We start from the raw sequence: 15,613 nt of genomic DNA, 5'->3' as shown, positions 1-15,613 counted from the left end.
CCGGAGCGCTCCGGGCATTCCGCCCCGAGCCACGTCGTCCACGCCACTCCCGCCATCCCATGTCTCTCAATGACGCCCTCCTCTCGCCTCCCCATGGAGCGCTCCCGCATGCGATTGAACCTCCGTGCCCTTCTGGCCTCGTGCGCCGTGGCGGTCTCCGCCTGCGATGGTGGCGAGACGCCCCCGAACGTCGAGCCCGAGCCGCAAGACCCGTGCGCTCCCAATGGCCACATCCACCGTGAGGCCGAGGGCGACTGGTGTCACTGCAACAAGGGCCACATCGCCGCGTCCGAAGGCCTCGCCTGTGTCGTGGACCCCGACTACGTCCCCAGCGACGGCTTCGACTTCGGCGACGACGGGGAACATGCCTGCTGGCACGTCGCGCACGGCCCCTACGTCACCGTGACGGCCACCACCAGTCGCAATCCACGCGCGGACGACTTCCACACGCACTACACCGTGAAGCTCCGCGAAGAGAACGGCCAGTACACGGGCACCTTCAGCTACAAGGCCTTCGCCAGCGGTGACTTCGTCGTCTACCTCAGCACGCCCGACGTGCCCGTCACCTTCGTAGAGACAGCCATCCAGACGCAGCTCACCCCGGCGGGAACGAAGCCCACGGGCGACTTCTGCTCGGGCCTCAGACACATGGTCGGCTACGAGCTGACAGACCGCGTCCAGTACACCGTCACCCTCGGCCCCACCTCGCTCTCCGAGGTCGGCATGGTCATCGAGCACCTCGAATAGCCATGCACGCCCGTCCAAGGAAAACGTCCGCCTCGTTATTGCAACTCAATTACATTTAAGACATGAATGCCCGCGCCGTGGAGTGGCGGTGGACGCCAGCTTCGGTGCCCGCGCGTCGCGCCCGGCGTTTGAAAGGAACCCCACAATGAAGATGCTGAAGCAGACCCTTTGCGGTGCATTGCTCGGGCTGTCGCTGGCGGCCTGCGGCCCCATGGATGAGCCGGAGCAGGAGTCGATGGGCCAGGCGGAGGCGCCGCTGGAGGCGGGCTGCGTGTCGGTGGACGACACGCTGATGACGACCCACGCCTGCACCCACTCGAACAACAGCGGTGACAACGTGAACGTGACGGCCAGCGCCACGCGCATCGCCACCGCGCCGGACATCAGCACGACCCACAAGCAGTACACGCTGTCGCTGCCGTCGGGCGCCGAGGGCTCGGTGACCTTCACGCCCGGCGCCGTGTCGGGCCTTGGCGTGGAGTCCATCGCGTTCTACCTGACGCAGAACGTGGCCTTCACGGTGGTGGACACCACCACCAGCGCCACGGTGTCGGCGCTCATCAGCGAGTCCGTCGCCGAGGCGTCCTGCGCGCTGACGCAGGCCCGTGTGTATGACCTGGTCCCCGGTCGCGAGTACATCCTCGCCACGGGCCCCGCGACGGGGAACCAGGTCCGCATCGTCCACGAGAACCTCTACGACAACCGGGACCGCTTCTACCGGGACCAGGACGGCGACGGGTACGGCACCAACACGCCCGTGTACCGGTACGCCTGCGAGGCGCCCGCCGGCTACGTGAAGCAGCGGTTCGACTGCGACGACACGAACCCCGCCATCTTCAACTGCTGAGCCTCCCCCTGTAGCCCAGGCCCACCGTGGCCCCTCCAGCGGGGCGCCCTCTGTGTTCGAGGGCGCCCCGCGCTTCACCCGTCCGTCCCAGCTTCTCCCGCGAGGAAACACCCGACATGCGTCTGTCCCACGTCGCCGCCCTGCTCTCCACCTGCGCTGTCCTGACCCTGACGGGCTGCGACAACGACGACCCCATCACCCCGAGCCCCGATGCGGGCCCCCCGACGGATGCGGGCCCGGACGCCGGTCCTCCACCCGACGCGGGTCCTTCACCGGACGCGGGCCCTTCACCGGATGCGGGAGGCGACACCACGAAGCCCCACGTCACCGCGTCCAACCCCGAGGAGGGCGCGACGAACGTGCTGCCCGTGCAGACCTACAAGGTGGACACGACGAACACGAGCCTGCGGCGGCTCATCAGCGTCTCCTTCAGCGAGCCCATGGACCCCACCGCCGCGCAGGTGACGCTGTTGGACGTGAGCACGCCCGCCAACGCCGCTCGAGTCCTCACCGGCACCTGGTCCGAGGACGCGCTGACCTTGTCGCTCTCCATTCCGCGTCCGGAGTCCGACCTGCCGCCGCTGGAGGAGGACAACCGCTACTCGCTGGACCTCACGTCGCTGCGGGATGTCGCGGGCAATGCGCTGGACACGGCGCACGCGGGACTCGGTGATGGCCGGCTGGACTTCACCACGGGAGAGCGGGACCGCGTCACGGAGCATGCCTGTGGCCACGCGCTGCTGGAGGCTCCCGCGGCAGTGAGGGCAGGCGCATCTCCGACGACGATGTATCCCGCGACGGACTCACCTCACGAGTTCTACGAACTGACGCTGCCGGCGAGCGGGACGTCGTTCCTCGGCTACTCGGAGGTCGTCTCCGCGGAGCGCGACACGCCGGTCATCATGTACCTGAGCCACGATGTCCCCGTGGTGATTCACGACGTGACGGAGAGCGAGACGGTGATTGCCTCCACCGTGACGCCAGCGCCACAAGTGTGCCTCCCCGCGATTACCCACACGCTGAAGTTCACCGCGCCCGCCGGAGACCGCTTCCTGCGCCTCACCTACGGACCGACGCCGCTGGAGAAGTTCACCTTCGTCTTCGAGCGCTACTGACGGGACATGGAAGCTCACTCCGTGCGCTTGCGCTTGCGCGACATGATGCGACTCAGGGCCACCTCGGTGATGCCCAGGTAGGCCGCCACGTCGCGCTGTGGCACGCGCCCGCGCAGGTGCGGGTGCTCCGCCCAGAAGGTGTCCAGCCGCTCCTCGGCGGACAGCTCCAGGAACTCCTGCTCCCGCTTCTCCTTGAGCAGGAAGTGCCGCTCGGCGACGCGGCGCGCCACGCGCACCCAGCAGGCGTGGCCCTCTTCCAGCGTCTGGAAGTCCTGCGTCCGGAACACCAGCACCCGTGCGGGCTCCAGCGCTTCAATGGACGTCATCGACGCCACGCGTTGGAGCATCTCCGCGTAGGCGCCCAGGAGTTCACCCTCCGCGCGGAAGGCCTTCACCGTCTCGCCGCCTCGCGCCGACACGCGCACCAGCCGGAATACGCCCTGGAGCACCACCGCGAAGCGGTCCGCCGCGTCACCGGGGCGCAGGAAGTGGGCCTTGCGCTCCACCGCCTGCTCTCTCGCGAGCGACTCGGCCCGCTCCCACTCACTCTCGGGAATGGGACCGAGCGGGGCGAGCTGCTCGTAGAGCTTCGGGAATCTCACGGGGACAGGGGCGGAGGTTAACCCAGGTTAAGGCGGCAATCGAGCCGGGCGCCGTACACCAGGGGCATGTCCATCAACGTCTACGCGATTGCCACACCCTTCGTCATCGCCCTGGCGCTGGGCGAGTTCGTCTACTGCGTGGCGAGGCGCAACGGCTACTACAGCTTCCAGGACTCCATCGCGAGCGTGGGCACCGCCGTCCTGAACCAGTGCGTCAACGTGGCGGTGGCGCTCTTGATGCTGCCCCTCTTCACGATGCTGGGGCAGCTCGCGCCCTGGAAGCTCGACGTCGCGTCACCGTGGGCGCTGCTCGGTCTCTTCCTGGGAGTCGACTTCCTCTTCTACTGGTTCCACCGCTTCGGACACCGCACCAACATCGGCTGGGCGGCGCACTCACCACACCACTCCACCGAGGAGCTCAACTACGCGGTGGCCCTGCGGGCCAGCGTCACGCAGCGCATCTTCTCGTTCCTGTTCTACTGGCCGCTCGTCATCGTCGGCTTCTCGCCCGAGGCGGTGCTGGCCATGGTGGCCTTCCACCTGGTGCTCCAGTTCATCCCGCACACGCGCGTCATTCCCAAGCTGCCCCGGTGGATTGAGTCCTGGCTCAACACGCCCTCGCACCACCGCGTGCACCACGCGCGCAACGACATCTACATCGACAAGAACTACGCGGGCTTCCTCATCATCTGGGACAAGATGTTCGGCACCTACGCCGACGAGACGGAGGAGTGCTCCTACGGCGTCACCACCCCGCCGAACACCTGGGACCCCACCGTCATCAACTTCCAGTTCTGGGGGAAGCTCGTCAGTGACGCGGTGAAGACGCGCAGCTGGTGGGACCGGCTGCGCCTCTGGGTGATGCCCACCGGCTGGCGCCCCGCCGACCTTCCTGCTCGCGAGGCGACCTCGTGGAAGCGCGAGGGCCAGGAGGTGAAGTTCCAGTCCACCGAGCTGCCCAACATCCGCGGCTACCTCGTCTTCCAGATGATTGCGTCCATGCCCTTCATGCTCCTGGTCAGCCACCACGCCTCGCCGCTGGTGGGTTGGCAGAAGCTGATGCTCAGCGTCCTGTTCTGGGGCATGGCGACCGCCTGGGGCGGGATGATGGAGTCCAAGCGCTGGGGCCTGCCGCTGGAGATTGCTCGCGTGTTCGCCATGGGCGGCGCCGTGACGCTGTGGCTCTTCCAGGCGAACGCGCCGCTGTCGTGGCGAGCCCTCACCGTGGGCTGGCTCGCCGTCACCCTCGTGTGGATCAGCGTCGCGCGCGCGAGCAGCAGGAGTCCCGCGCCCGTGGCACGCGGCCTGAGCTGAGCCGCTCAGTCGGACCCGGGCTCCCAGGCGCCCGAGAAGGCCGTGAAGCGCCGCGCGTTGACGGACAGCGCGCGGTGCACCTGCGTCTCGGGAGAGATTTCCACTGGACCGCCGTCAGCGGGGAGCGTCAGCCGGTCGAAGTGGGCGCCTTCGAACCACCGATGAGGGCGAGCCTCCACGACGAAGAGTCCGTCGTCATCCAGGTCCGCTTCGATGGGGACGAAGTCCACGCGCTGGAGCTCCACGGGCGGTGGGAAGTCGAGCGCCACCCGGAAGGGAACTCGCGCTTCTCCTCGGAAGGCCGTGCCCGCCATCAACACCGAGTGGCCCTGGAGCGGGGCCGCCTCTTCACCGAGCGCCCGCGACGGAGGCTGGAGCAGCAGCGAGAAGGAGCGCACCCGGCCCGCGATTCCCGGTGCGCGCCCCAGCACCTGGGCCTCGCCCCCGGAGAGCAGGTCGAACACCACCTCGCGGTCCCACTCCCCCAGCACCGTCCCGCCCGAGAAGAAGTCGCCGTCATGGGCATGGGCCGAGGGCACGAGCACGTCCAGCAGTGACTTGAGGACGCGTCGCGTCTGCTGCTGGAGCGGAGATGGGTGCTCGAAGAGGTAGATGGGCCCGAGCACCATCCGCGCCGAGTCGAGCCGCACGCTCCACCCCGTGTCGGTGGTGAACTCGCCCACGCGTGAGGCCTCGGGCGCGAGCGCGGTGCGCAAGCCCATGCGGAACACGATGCCTCGCCCGCCGGTGCCGGACAGGCCACACGCCGAGCCACCACCGACGAGCGCGGCGCCCATGAACAGCATGAAGGCGCGACGAGAGCTACGAAGCACCCGTGACATGGGACTCCTCTCCTCGATGCAGCGAGGCACCGCACCGTGCCAGGGTTGGTGCCGTTCGCGACGAAGCGACCCTTTCGGGCGGATGGGACAAGCGCCTCATGGAGCGTCCTCCTCGAAGTCCAGGTACAGCGTGAGGGTGCCTCGGAAGGTGCGCGGGGCTCCGGCGGAGAAGTGGCGCGTGGCCATCAGGGACGCGGGTGCATCGGGGCCCCGGAAGTTGGAGACGTAGTTGAGCTCCGTCTCACGCCAGCGCGCATCCAGCACGTTCTCCACGGACACGCCCAGCTCCATCCAGTCCCAGCGCGCGCGAGTGCCCACGTCGAAGAGGAACACCGGCTCGCTGTAGCGATTGAGCGGCAGAGGCCGAGGCCCGACCGCGCTGTGCCCCAGCGCCACGCTCCACCCGAGCCGCTCACTGCCCACGGTGACGTGGCCTCGCACCGAGGCATCCACCCGGCCCAGCAGCGCGGGGATGTACGGCATCACCGCGCCGTCCCACAGCTTCCACGAGGAGGCCCCCGGCACGGGCAACGTCGCACGAGCCCAGGCCACCGAGGCCTGCGCATCGAGCCAGTCGGCCCACTGCAACCGCCCCGTGGCGAAGGCGCCCAGTCGCTGTGAAGCGCCGATGGGCTGGTTGCGTCCGAGCCTCTCGTCGAAGACGAAGTCTTGAGACACGCGCGTGGCGAAGACCGCGCCCCGTGCCTCCAGCGAGTACGGCCGCGCCTCGCCCTCCCGCTTCCAACCCAGCCCCGTCTCTCCCGAGGCGACCCGCGCATACGGCGCCAGCTCCGCGTCCGACAGCGCGGCGGCGTCACTGGAGCGCGCGCCCAGCCCCGCGCTCGTCAACCACGTGAGCCGAGGTGACAGCTTCACCTCCGCGCTGGCGCGGGGACTCGCGAAGAAGCCATAGGCGTCCAGGGACTCCTCGGGGATGCGCGGCCCGTCGCGGTCCACGGCGGGACGGTTCAGGTCCTCCACGCCGAACAGGAACGTGTCCAACCGCACGCCGACCCGCAGGGCCAGCCAGTCGAGCGGCTGCACGCGCAGGGACGCATATCCGCCCAGGTTCGTGGTGCGCACCTGGTTGTCGAACATGGTGGAGTACGGCGCGCCTCCGCTGTCCCGCAGTCGTCGGGAGCGCGTGCGGACATCGTCGTAGCGGGCCACGTAGCCCAGCTCCAGCGGACGCGACTGTCCCAGCAGGGTGAGCCCCGGGATGTAGCGCCCGCGCAGCCCCAGGGTGCTGCCCCGGTAGTAGCCCTCCGTGCCGTCTCCGCGCTGCGCGTCCTCGCCCGGCGGCGTGTCCTGGATGAAGCCCGTGAAGTTGTCGCGGATGCGCGTCTGCCGCAGCACCACATAGCCCTGCTGCACCATCCTGCCGCCGCGCTTGAGCCGCGACTGGAGCTCCGCGGAGACGAGGTGCCGCTGGCTCGCGCCGCCCTGGTTCTCGTCATAGAAGCAGAAGAACTGCGAGTCCGCGTCCGCCGCGCACGGCAACCGCGCGTCCACCACGTCCGTCTCCCGCACCACGCCCGCAGACGCGAACCGGGCCCCATAGCTGGCCCCGAGCAGGCGCAGCCGCGTGTCGTCCCCCAGCCGCAGCTCCACCTGCGCCATGGCGGTCGCATTGGCGAAGGAGCGATTCGGTCCGAAGCCCTGCCCCTGTCGCAGCAGCAGCCCCACGAAGGTGGCTTCAGTGGACTCGGGCGGGCCCCAGACGAGCGCGAGCCGACGCGAGGCGAAGCTGCCGTAGCTGGCCGACGCGGTGAGCCCGCGACGCGCGAGGCCGAGCTGGTACTCCACCGTGCCCGCCACGCCGAAGTCGCCTTGCGAGGCGTCATAGGGCCCCTCGGTGACGCGCAGCGAGTCCACCAACTCCGGGATGATGAAGTACGTGTCCGCGTACCCGTGCCCGTGGGCATGGGAGACCTCATTGAGGGGCACGCCGTTGAGGCGCATCTCCACGTCCTTGCCCTCGCCCGCGTCGAAGCCTCGGATGAACACCGTCTCCGCGTGGCCCTCGCCGCCGTGATTGGCCAGCATGACTCCGGGCGCGAGCAACATCAGGTCGGACGCGGAGTTGCGCGGGACGTCCGCGAGCTGCCCCACCTCGATGTGGAAGTCCCCCACCGCGACGGGCGGCGGCGCCTCGGCCACGCCTCGGACCGTGGTGGAGAACCCTCCAGCGGACGGCTTCGACGCCTCGGGAACATCCAACGGTGACGACTCCCAGGTCGCCCCACCCGCGGGCTCGGTCGACACTGGCGCCGACAACATCGCTCCCGTCTCCCCGTGCGACGTGTCCCCGGTGGCGGCTCGCACGGACTCGGACCCCGACGGCGCCGCTGCCGCCCCCTCAGCCAGCGCCTCGCCTGCTCGCGCGGGGGCGAACTGGACCGGCACCTCCACCTGCACCTCCAGCGGCACTCCACCTCGCCGCGCCGGCTCGAACCGCCAGCGCACCGCCGCGCCCATCGCCGCCCGGTCGAACACCGGGCCCGCCGACTCACGCACCTCCACCCGAGACACCGCGCCCACGTCGTCAATCGTGAGCCGCAACAGCACCGTCGCCGGGCGCTCCAGCACCGATGCATCCCCGGGCATCAGCGGCGCCGCCGCCTCCACGGGCACGGGCGGCGAGATGGGCGGCTCCTCCAACGCCCCCACCGCACACAACACCAGCATCGCAATCCACACGGCGAGGACCTCACTCCTGGGTTCGGCGGCACCCCAAGACACCTCGCCACCGGAACGTCGACAGCCGGGAGATACAACACGGCCTGCTTGAATTGCAACTTAGTTGCATATACATAAGAGAAACATGAACCTGACCTCAAGCGTCCCTGGCCTCTGCGCGCTGCTGGCGCTGACACTGGTGCTCCCGGCCTGTGACTCCGTGGCTCCGGGAGACGTGCGCGTGACGATGAGCGGTGGAGACGGCACCCAGCGGGGCCTGCCGGACACGCTCTTCCAGGACGGCTGGTCCGTGCAGTTCACCAAGTACCTCGTGTCGCTCGGGGACTTCACCCTGACGTCCGCTTCGGGCGAGGTGCAGGCCAGCCGCCGCCACGTGCTGGTGGACGTGCAGAAGGGCGACATCCCGCTGACGGAGCTGACGGGCCTGCCGGCGGGCCGCTGGAACGTGGGCTTCCACGTGAGCCCGCCCCGCGAAGACACGGAGCTGGCGGACGGCCAGGTCTCCGCCGTGGACCTGGCGATGATGCGCGAGCGCGGCTTCAGCTACTGGGTGGAGGGGCGCGCGGTGAAGGCGGGGGTGGGCATCTTCGACTTCCGCATGGGCTTCCCCGTGCAGGCACGCATGGTGGACTGCATCAACGGGGTGGATGGCACCCAGGGCATCATCGTCCCGGAGGGCTCACGCGCGGACGTGGAGGTCACCATCCACGCCGAACACATGTTCTACGACAGGCTCGGCACCCACAAAGGCGTGCAGCTGCGCTTCGACGCGCTCGCCGCCACGGCCAACCCGGAGCGTCTCATCACCCCCGAGGGCCTCGCCTCACAGCAGCTCACCGACTTGAAGGATGCCCAAGGTCTTGAACTGCGCGACGCAGCGGGTCAGCCGGTGGTGTATCTGCCCGGAGCGCATGATGTGCGCACGCTGCAGGAGTTCGTCACCCAGAGCATCGTCGACCAGGCCCACCTCAACGGTGGAGGTGTCTGCACGGTCGCCAAATGACAGGTCGACCCGAGGACACCCCACCCCCGCTGGACTTGGCGGGCCTGCCGCCGCTAGGAAAGTCACATGGACTCTCCTCCGCACCTGCAGGCCCGTATGGCCCTGTGTCGTCCCGAGCACCTGGTGCTCGATTTGTTCGTGCAGAGCCTCCGCGAAAGCATCGCCCAGCGGATGGGTCAGAACCTGGCACGGGCCGCCGGAGCGCCGCCCATCCCCAGCGTCCCCGCGCGCGGCGCCCCCTCGCACCGCCCCGCCCGCGAGTACCTGGAGCTGCTCCACGAGGGCGCCAGCTCCGTGGAGCGCGCGCTGGGCGAGGACTACTCCAAAGCCGTGGAGCAGCTGTCCTTCACCGCCGCGGGCCACGTCTTCTCCGCCCCCGTGGGCGCCATGGTGATGGCCATCACCGGCGAGGACCCGCACCGAGGCCTGTCGATGAGCGCGGGCCTCGCGGGCGCCACCAGCACCTTCGGCGAGCGGGAGTACGAGCGCGTCTCCGACACCACCGCGCGCCTGCGCTTCAAGGACGAGTTCTTCGGCCCCGCGTGGTGCAGTGGCCTGGTGCGCAGTGGCCTGCTCCAGACGAACCCGGAGCGGCGCTTCCGCGTGGAGCTGGAGTCCGGCGAGCCGCCCTTCAAGGACTTCTCGCTGCTCATCCACTGGTAGCCCCCTCTCTTCCGAGGGAGCCGCCGACCGGCCGGAAGCACCGCGAGACGCTTCCGGCCAGCGGCGCGGACAGGCCCAAGGCCCGCCCGCCGAGGACCGACTCAGGCCTTGGGCGCTTCCTTGCCTTCCTTGCTCCGGCGCTCCTCGACTTCCTTCTTCACCTGCTCCATGTCGAGTGCGCGGACCTGGCGGACCAGGTCCTCCAGCGCGGCGGCGGGAAGCGCGCCAGCCTGCTCGAAGAGCAGGATGCCGTCACGAAACACCATCAGCGTGGGGATGGAGCGAATCTCGAACGCTCCGGACAGCTCCGGCTGCGCCTCGGTATCAATCTTCCCGAAGACGATGTCCGCATGCTTGCCGGACGCCGATTCGAACGTGGGCGCGAAGATGCGGCACGGGCCGCACCACGACGCCCACCAGTCCAGGATGACGATGCCATCCTTGCCGACTGTTTCCTTGAAGTTGTCCTTGGTGATTGTCACCGTCGCCATGACGGCCCTCGTTTCTCCCCGCCTGGGCGGAGCGTGACTTCAGCGGACTTCCAACAGCTCCACCTCGAACAGCAGGGTGGCGTTGGGCGGAATGACTCCACCGGCGCCGCGGGAGCCGTAGCCCAGCTCGGGCGGAATCGTGAGCTTGCGCACGCCGCCAATCTTCATCCCGGCGACACCCTGGTCCCAGCCCTGGATGACCTGGCCCGCACCCAGCTTGAAGGTGAAGCCCGGACCCGGCCGGTCCCGGCTGCTGTCGAACTTCGTGCCGTTCGTCAGCGTCCCCACGTAATGCACGGTGACCGACTTGCCGGAGGTGGCCTCCGTGCCAGTTCCCACCTTCACGTCTTCGATACCCAGGCCCATTCCTTCTCCTGTTGCAGTAGAAGGTTCCACCTTAACTCGCCGCCCCCCGGGGCGCCGCACTGGAAAGCACAGTGGCGCGGGCCCGTTGGCTACCGGGCACCGCGCCACCGACTCACGCCAGGCGTGAAGGCTTCATCCGGCCTGCGTCAGAACGTACCACCCACGCTGACCACGCCCTGGTAGCTACCCCCGCCGTCGAAGTCGCCGCCACCGGACTCGATGCCAGGGGCGAACTCCTTGTCGAACAGGAAGTTGTAGTTGGCGCGAGCGTCCACCGTGAAGTTGCCCACGTGGCCGCGCAGGCCCACGCCCGCGGGCACGTTGCCCACGGTGTCATCCCGATATCCCAGCGACTGGCCGCCACGGAAGTTGTAGTCGCTGATACCGATGCCGCCCAGCAGGTACGGCTGCCATGCGGTGGGGGCCAGACCCAGCGTCGCCACCGCCGTGCCGCCGTTGCGCACGAGGTCAGGACCGTCCGTGTCGATTTCGCCGCGCTTCGAATCGATGTCGTTCAGCGCGCCGGTGTAGCCCAGCTCGATGCCGAACACCTTGGACGGCCGGATGGCCGCCGTCACGCCCGCGGTGGGGCCCGGGTTGATCTGCGGTGCCAGCGCGCCGGTGTAACCCTCCACACCACCGCCGACCATCAGGCTCAGCCCCTTCATGTCGTGCTTGTCCTTCTTCTTCACCTCGAGCGGCTCGATGGGCTCCGCGGCTTCAGCCGACGGACGGAAGTCCGAAGGCGGAGGCGCCGCGACACCACTGCCACCAAAGGCATCGTCCTGCGGCTCGGCCGGGTAGGACTCGGAGCGAGGCTCCACGGCGGGAGCCGCATCCGGACGCGGCTGCGGCGAGGACTGCGGCGGCGGCGCCTGCAGGCCCTGGATGTCCTGCTGACCCGTGGAACCACTGCCACCCGTGCCCTGCTGGGAGGCATCCTGGTTCACCGGCTCGCAGCGCAGCGGCATGTTCATCCGCAGTTCACCTTCCGCGGGGGGAACGGCCTGACTGCTGCTGGACGAGTCATCCTGCCCGCTCTGTCCACTGCCACCGATGCCCGAGCTGTCATCCGCGCCCATGGAGTCGGGCACGGGCTCGGTCTCGATGATGACGTCTTCCTCCTGATACAAGTCATCCGCGGAGGAGTCCTGCGCTTGAGCCAGCAGCACGCCCTTCCCAGTGCTGTCCGTGCTCGCCCTGGGTGGTGGGCAGTCGCCGTCTGAAGCCAATGCCGAGGTGCTGTAAAGGAGCGCCCCGATGGCGCCTGCCAGAATTTTCGCTTTCATCCAACCCTCCGTGCGTCGAGTGGCTGACATGAAGGTTGTTGGCGAGGCCACATCCGGCAAGGCACACCTGGGTGGAGATCACCCAAGCGTGCCTCCTCGCTGAGCAGGCGGCCGGGCGTGGAGCCCGGGCGACACGGTTGCACGAGCAGGCCTACTTCTCGCGCATCCACTCCGAGCCGGTGACGACGGGCAGTTGGAGCGCGCGCTCCCGGTCCAGGTCGAGGTTGCCGACGTGGAGCGACAGCGGAGACTGCACCCACTTGTAGATGGACTGGGTGAAGAGGCGGACGAACTTGTCCACGGAGCCGCGCAGCCTCGAGGCCTCCACCTCCGGGAACATGGGCGTCAGCGCCTGGAGCATCTCCGCGGGCGTGAGCTTCTCGCTCGCGAACAGGTAGAAGCACGCGTCCAGGATGGGGAAGGGCATCAGCTCCTCCTCCCCCACCTGGTTGTGCGCCAGCTCCGGCCCCGCGGGCTTGGCGAGCACCTTGCGGATGCCCTCGTAGCCGGTGACGTCCTGGAGGTAGTCCAAGAGGTACATCACCACCGTCTTGGGCAGGTTGGAGATGACGGCGAGCGCGCCCATCAAATCTCCGCCGATGGTGGTGTAGCCCACGGACTTCTCGCTCATGTTGCCCGTCTGGAGGAACAGGCCGCCGCAGGAGTTGCTCCAGTTCCACATGCGCTGGGCGCGCAGGCGGGCCTGGATGTTCTGCTCGGTAATCGGCGTGACGGGGGTGCCGTTCAGCATCTTCGCGGCCACGTCGCGCTCGCGCTCGAAGGCCTCGTCGATGGAGACAATCTGGAAGGACACGCCCAGCTCGCGCGCAATCGTCTCCGCCGCGTCGCGGGTGGAGTCGCTGGAGTAGCGACTGGGCATGTAGAACGCCTGGATGAGCGAGCCCGGGTTGTCCGGCCGCGCGCGCTTCGCGTAGCGGTGGGCGATGAGCAGCGTCAACAGCGAGTCACGTCCACCGGACAGGGCGATGCCCAGCACCTTGAAGGCGCGCGTCTTCTCGAAGTAGTCGCCCACGCCCAGGGAGAGCGCATCCAGGATGTCCTCGCACAGCGCCTCGCGCGCGGGGCGCCGCTTGTCCGGAGGAGGAAGGAAGAAGCTGCGGTGCGAGGGCACGGGGTACGTCAGCGTCTCGCGCCGCGTGCGCACCGCCTCCGTGCAGTCCAGCACCGGGGTGCCCTGGCCGCCGGTGGTCAGCCACGCCTCGCGGTCCACGCGCCACGTGGTGGCTTCGCCGCGCAGGCGCAGGGTGCGGTCCAGGTCGACCACGGCCGAGGCGAAGCCCTCCTGGAAGCGCGGCGTCTCCATGACGTGGCGGCCGTTCTGGTTGAGGAAGCCGCCGCCGTCGAAGATGAGGCCGTCGTTGCTGCCCACCGCGTTGCAGTAGGCGATGGTGCACTGGTGGTCCGCGGCGCGGGTGGCGATGAGCTCCCGCCGCGTCTCCACGAAGCCCAGGCGGAAGGGCGACGCGGAGATGTTCACCACCAGCTCCGCGCCCGAGTACGTGCGCCGGCGCATGGGGCCGTCCGCGCTCCAGATGTCCTCGCAGACCTCCGGGGCGACGAGGCCGAAGTCGAACTGGAAGAGGTAGTCGCCCAGCGGCACGCCGCGGTAGCGCTCCTTCATGCCCGGCTGGCCCCGGCCGAACGTCCGCGCCTCATAGAAGACGCTGTACGTGGGCAGCTTCTCCTTGGGGACCAGGCCCAGCACGTGGCCTCCGGCGACCACCGCCGCGCAGTTGAGGCGCTGGCCCTGCAGGGCCACGCCCACGCCGACGACGAAGACGGTGGGCAGCGCGACCGTCTCGCGCGCGAAGCGCTCCAGCTCCGGCCACTGCCGGTCGATGAAGCCCTGCCATTGGACCATGTCCTCGGCGGGGTAGCCGGCGAGGAGCTGCTCCTGGAAGACGCCCACGGTGACGCCGTCCTCGGCCATCCGCTTCGCCAGGACCAGGGCCCGGTCCGTGTTCTGGACGAAGGCCCCCACGGTGGTGTTGACGCTGGCGATGCCGACTTTCACGAGCCGCATGGTTCTCCCGCTCCCCTTTCGCGTCCGACGCGGAGCGCAGCAATGCGCGGAGCGACGCACAAGGCAAGCCCCACGAGGCCGGGCGAATCCAGGTCAGTTCAGCGGGCCCGAGGGCCGCACGGGCTGGAGCCGGGCGATGAGCTCGCCCACGTCCTCCAGCACCGCCTCCAGCCTGCGCTTCACGTCCAGCTCCGCGAGGAGGTGCTGGCGCCGCTCCGCCTCCGGGCTGATGGCGGAGGCCACCACGTCCGCCAGCATGCCGCCCGTCGCACGGGCCGTCACGGGCAGCAGGTTCTCCGCGAAGGTCGGCGGCACGCGCCCGGCCAGCTCGAAGACGGCCTGACGCAGCCGCTCCTCCTCCGGCCCCTGGTACGGCAGGTCCGGCAGCGCCAGCGCCTGCACCTCGCGGTAGGCCTTGTCCGTGGTCAGCTCGGTGACCATGCGGATGCGGCTGACACCTTGAAGGAGGATGTTGTAGCGCCCCTCCTCCACCTCCTCGTCCCAGACGATGACGCCGGCGCACATGATGGACTGCATGGGCGGCCGGCCCTCGTACTTGCCCTCCCAGCCGTCCTCGAGCTGCGCCAGCGCGACGACGCGGTCCGTCGCGAGCGCGTCCTTCACCATGGCCCGATAGCGGGGCTCGAAGATGTGCAGGGGGATGACGGTGTGGGGGAACAGCACCGCCGACGGCAACGGGAAGACCTTCAGCGCACTGGCGGAGGCGCGCTCCACGCGTTCTTGGGCGGTCATGTCGGGCATCCTTACCTGTGTTGATAAGCCTCTCGGACGCCCGTCGCACCGCAAACCCGCCTCCCACCACGGCCTTGGCCCGCACCCCGTGCACAACCCCCGGGATTCGCTGGGGGTTTTCGGGTGCGGCCTTGCGCGCCGACTACCGTGCGCGCGGGCGGCCAGCCCCTCCGCCCCAGGCCCGCATCGCCACGTCCACCAGCCCGAGCAGCTCCGCCTCGCTCGCGCCGTCCTGGGCCTGCACGGACATGCCCTGGAGGATGGCGCCGTGGTAGCGGGCCATGGCGCTCGCGTCCGTGCCCGGTGGCAGCTCTCCGGCTTCGATTCCCCGGGCGATGCGCTCGCGAAACAGCTCCACCGCGCTCGTACGGAGGCTGGCGACCAGGTCCGCCACGGGCTGGTGGGCCTCCGCGCAGCGCAGCACGGCCGTTGAAATCATGCACCCGTGAGGGTGCTTGCGGCGGGTGAAGACCCGGGCCGACTCCCGAAGCACCCGCTCGATGGCGCCCCGCGCGGTCGGCTCCTCGGTGAGCGCGGTCCACGTATAGGCCCCGGGGCCCGTCTGGTAGCGCTCCAGGACGCGCCGGTAGAGCCCCTCCTTGGACCCGAAGGCCGCGTAGAGGCTGGGCGCGGTGATGCCCATGGCGCCGGTGAGGTCCGCCACCGACGCGCCCTCATAGCCCAGCCGCCAGAACACCAGCATGGCCTGGTCCAGCGCCTTCAGCTCATCGAACTCGCGGGGCCTGCCGCGCGGGCGGGGACGGGCGGGGGTGTCGATTTTCATAACGCTCACTATTGAAATCGGAAAAGGGGCTCCCTATTTACATAACACTCGTT

General features: G+C 69.2%; 15 protein-coding genes. 6 read left to right on the top strand and 9 right to left on the bottom strand.

The annotated features are described in order from the left end of the window. The first annotated feature begins 108 nt into the window (after nt 1-108). The 3 genes from LZ199_RS20145 to LZ199_RS20135 all read left to right on the top strand — a co-directional run bounded on the left by LZ199_RS20145 (nt 109) and on the right by LZ199_RS20135 (nt 2,709). A complete protein-coding gene (locus LZ199_RS20145) occupies nt 109-747 on the top strand; it encodes a hypothetical protein (protein WP_253995359.1) in 639 nt (212 codons plus the stop codon). 145 nt (nt 748-892) lie between these two features. Further along, nucleotides 893-1,594 carry a hypothetical protein gene (locus LZ199_RS20140; RefSeq protein WP_253995358.1) on the top strand — a complete coding sequence of 234 codons (702 nt, stop codon included), beginning with the start codon at nt 893-895 and terminating at the stop codon, nt 1,592-1,594. Between the two features lie 116 nt (nt 1,595-1,710). Next, nucleotides 1,711-2,709, top strand: coding sequence for an Ig-like domain-containing protein (locus LZ199_RS20135; RefSeq protein WP_253995357.1), 999 nt, complete (start codon nt 1,711-1,713; stop codon nt 2,707-2,709). A 14-nt stretch (nt 2,710-2,723) separates the two neighbouring features. On the opposite strand, the gene LZ199_RS20130 is transcribed toward LZ199_RS20135, so the two are convergent. Next, nucleotides 2,724-3,311 (bottom strand): Crp/Fnr family transcriptional regulator, encoded by a 588-nt coding sequence (locus LZ199_RS20130; protein WP_253995356.1) that lies wholly within the window; start codon nt 3,309-3,311, stop codon nt 2,724-2,726. A 66-nt stretch (nt 3,312-3,377) separates the two neighbouring features. Between LZ199_RS20130 and LZ199_RS20125 the strand changes: the two genes are divergently transcribed. Continuing rightward, nucleotides 3,378-4,625 carry a sterol desaturase family protein gene (locus LZ199_RS20125; RefSeq protein ID WP_253995355.1) on the top strand — a complete coding sequence of 416 codons (1,248 nt, stop codon included), beginning with the start codon at nt 3,378-3,380 and terminating at the stop codon, nt 4,623-4,625. A 5-nt stretch (nt 4,626-4,630) separates the two neighbouring features. On the opposite strand, the gene LZ199_RS20120 is transcribed toward LZ199_RS20125, so the two are convergent. Beyond that, the gene (locus LZ199_RS20120) at nt 4,631-5,467 is read right to left on the bottom strand and encodes a hypothetical protein (protein ID WP_253995354.1); all 837 of its coding nucleotides are present in this window, start codon (nt 5,465-5,467) and stop codon (nt 4,631-4,633) included. Nucleotides 5,468-5,563: 96 nt separating this feature from the next. Then, nucleotides 5,564-8,155, bottom strand: a complete 2,592-nt coding sequence (locus LZ199_RS20115) for a TonB family protein (protein WP_253995353.1) — start codon at nt 8,153-8,155, stop codon at nt 5,564-5,566. Between the two features lie 136 nt (nt 8,156-8,291). On the opposite strand from LZ199_RS20115, the gene LZ199_RS20110 reads away from it, so the two are divergent. Beyond that, nucleotides 8,292-9,170 carry a hypothetical protein gene (locus tag LZ199_RS20110; protein ID WP_253995352.1) on the top strand — a complete coding sequence of 293 codons (879 nt, stop codon included), beginning with the start codon at nt 8,292-8,294 and terminating at the stop codon, nt 9,168-9,170. A 66-nt stretch (nt 9,171-9,236) separates the two neighbouring features. Beyond that, a complete protein-coding gene (locus tag LZ199_RS20105) occupies nt 9,237-9,833 on the top strand; it encodes a DUF2378 family protein (protein ID WP_253995351.1) in 597 nt (198 codons plus the stop codon). Nucleotides 9,834-9,934: 101 nt separating this feature from the next. Here LZ199_RS20105 and trxA read toward each other — a convergent pair whose 3' ends face one another. The 6 genes from trxA to LZ199_RS20075 form a co-directional block, all read right to left on the bottom strand. Next, nucleotides 9,935-10,324: a thioredoxin gene (trxA, locus tag LZ199_RS20100; RefSeq protein ID WP_253995350.1), complete on the bottom strand. Its 390-nt coding sequence runs from the start codon at nt 10,322-10,324 to the stop codon at nt 9,935-9,937. 39 nt (nt 10,325-10,363) lie between these two features. Beyond that, nucleotides 10,364-10,690, bottom strand: a complete 327-nt coding sequence (locus tag LZ199_RS20095; protein WP_253995349.1) for an FKBP-type peptidyl-prolyl cis-trans isomerase — start codon at nt 10,688-10,690, stop codon at nt 10,364-10,366. Between the two features lie 146 nt (nt 10,691-10,836). Then, the gene (locus LZ199_RS20090) at nt 10,837-11,979 is read right to left on the bottom strand and encodes an outer membrane protein (RefSeq protein ID WP_253995348.1); all 1,143 of its coding nucleotides are present in this window, start codon (nt 11,977-11,979) and stop codon (nt 10,837-10,839) included. 151 nt (nt 11,980-12,130) lie between these two features. Then, nucleotides 12,131-14,023 (bottom strand): NAD(+) synthase, encoded by a 1,893-nt coding sequence (nadE, locus tag LZ199_RS20085; RefSeq protein ID WP_253995347.1) that lies wholly within the window; start codon nt 14,021-14,023, stop codon nt 12,131-12,133. A 93-nt stretch (nt 14,024-14,116) separates the two neighbouring features. Beyond that, complete coding sequence (locus tag LZ199_RS20080) at nt 14,117-14,776, bottom strand: LON peptidase substrate-binding domain-containing protein (protein WP_253995346.1); 660 nt, start codon at nt 14,774-14,776, stop codon at nt 14,117-14,119. Nucleotides 14,777-14,918: 142 nt separating this feature from the next. After that, nucleotides 14,919-15,560, bottom strand: a complete 642-nt coding sequence (locus LZ199_RS20075) for a TetR/AcrR family transcriptional regulator (protein WP_253995345.1) — start codon at nt 15,558-15,560, stop codon at nt 14,919-14,921. Nucleotides 15,561-15,613 lie beyond the last annotated feature (53 nt).

It is taken from the genome of Myxococcus qinghaiensis, from assembly GCF_024198215.1.
GTDB classification, from domain to species: domain Bacteria; phylum Myxococcota; class Myxococcia; order Myxococcales; family Myxococcaceae; genus Myxococcus; species Myxococcus qinghaiensis.
Note: the sequence above shows the minus strand (reverse complement) of the source record. Positions and strands in the feature narration are given on the sequence as shown.

What these genes read in the sequence shown, in the direction of transcription:
- LZ199_RS20125 (WP_253995355.1), top strand. Translation starts at nt 3,378, where the DNA reads ATGTCCATCAACGTCTACGCGATTGCCACACCCTTCGTCATCGCCCTG.
- LZ199_RS20120 (WP_253995354.1), bottom strand. Translation starts at nt 5,467, where the DNA reads ATGTCACGGGTGCTTCGTAGCTCTCGTCGCGCCTTCATGCTGTTCATG.
- LZ199_RS20110 (WP_253995352.1), top strand. Translation starts at nt 8,292, where the DNA reads ATGAACCTGACCTCAAGCGTCCCTGGCCTCTGCGCGCTGCTGGCGCTG.
- LZ199_RS20090 (WP_253995348.1), bottom strand. Translation starts at nt 11,979, where the DNA reads ATGAAAGCGAAAATTCTGGCAGGCGCCATCGGGGCGCTCCTTTACAGC.
- LZ199_RS20105 (WP_253995351.1), top strand. Translation starts at nt 9,237, where the DNA reads ATGGACTCTCCTCCGCACCTGCAGGCCCGTATGGCCCTGTGTCGTCCC.
- trxA (WP_253995350.1), bottom strand. Translation starts at nt 10,324, where the DNA reads ATGGCGACGGTGACAATCACCAAGGACAACTTCAAGGAAACAGTCGGC.
- LZ199_RS20135 (WP_253995357.1), top strand. Translation starts at nt 1,711, where the DNA reads ATGCGTCTGTCCCACGTCGCCGCCCTGCTCTCCACCTGCGCTGTCCTG.
- LZ199_RS20115 (WP_253995353.1), bottom strand. Translation starts at nt 8,155, where the DNA reads ATGCTGGTGTTGTGTGCGGTGGGGGCGTTGGAGGAGCCGCCCATCTCG.
- nadE (WP_253995347.1), bottom strand. Translation starts at nt 14,023, where the DNA reads ATGCGGCTCGTGAAAGTCGGCATCGCCAGCGTCAACACCACCGTGGGG.
- LZ199_RS20145 (WP_253995359.1), top strand. Translation starts at nt 109, where the DNA reads ATGCGATTGAACCTCCGTGCCCTTCTGGCCTCGTGCGCCGTGGCGGTC.
- LZ199_RS20075 (WP_253995345.1), bottom strand. Translation starts at nt 15,560, where the DNA reads ATGAAAATCGACACCCCCGCCCGTCCCCGCCCGCGCGGCAGGCCCCGC.
- LZ199_RS20140 (WP_253995358.1), top strand. Translation starts at nt 893, where the DNA reads ATGAAGATGCTGAAGCAGACCCTTTGCGGTGCATTGCTCGGGCTGTCG.
- LZ199_RS20095 (WP_253995349.1), bottom strand. Translation starts at nt 10,690, where the DNA reads ATGGGCCTGGGTATCGAAGACGTGAAGGTGGGAACTGGCACGGAGGCC.
- LZ199_RS20080 (WP_253995346.1), bottom strand. Translation starts at nt 14,776, where the DNA reads ATGACCGCCCAAGAACGCGTGGAGCGCGCCTCCGCCAGTGCGCTGAAG.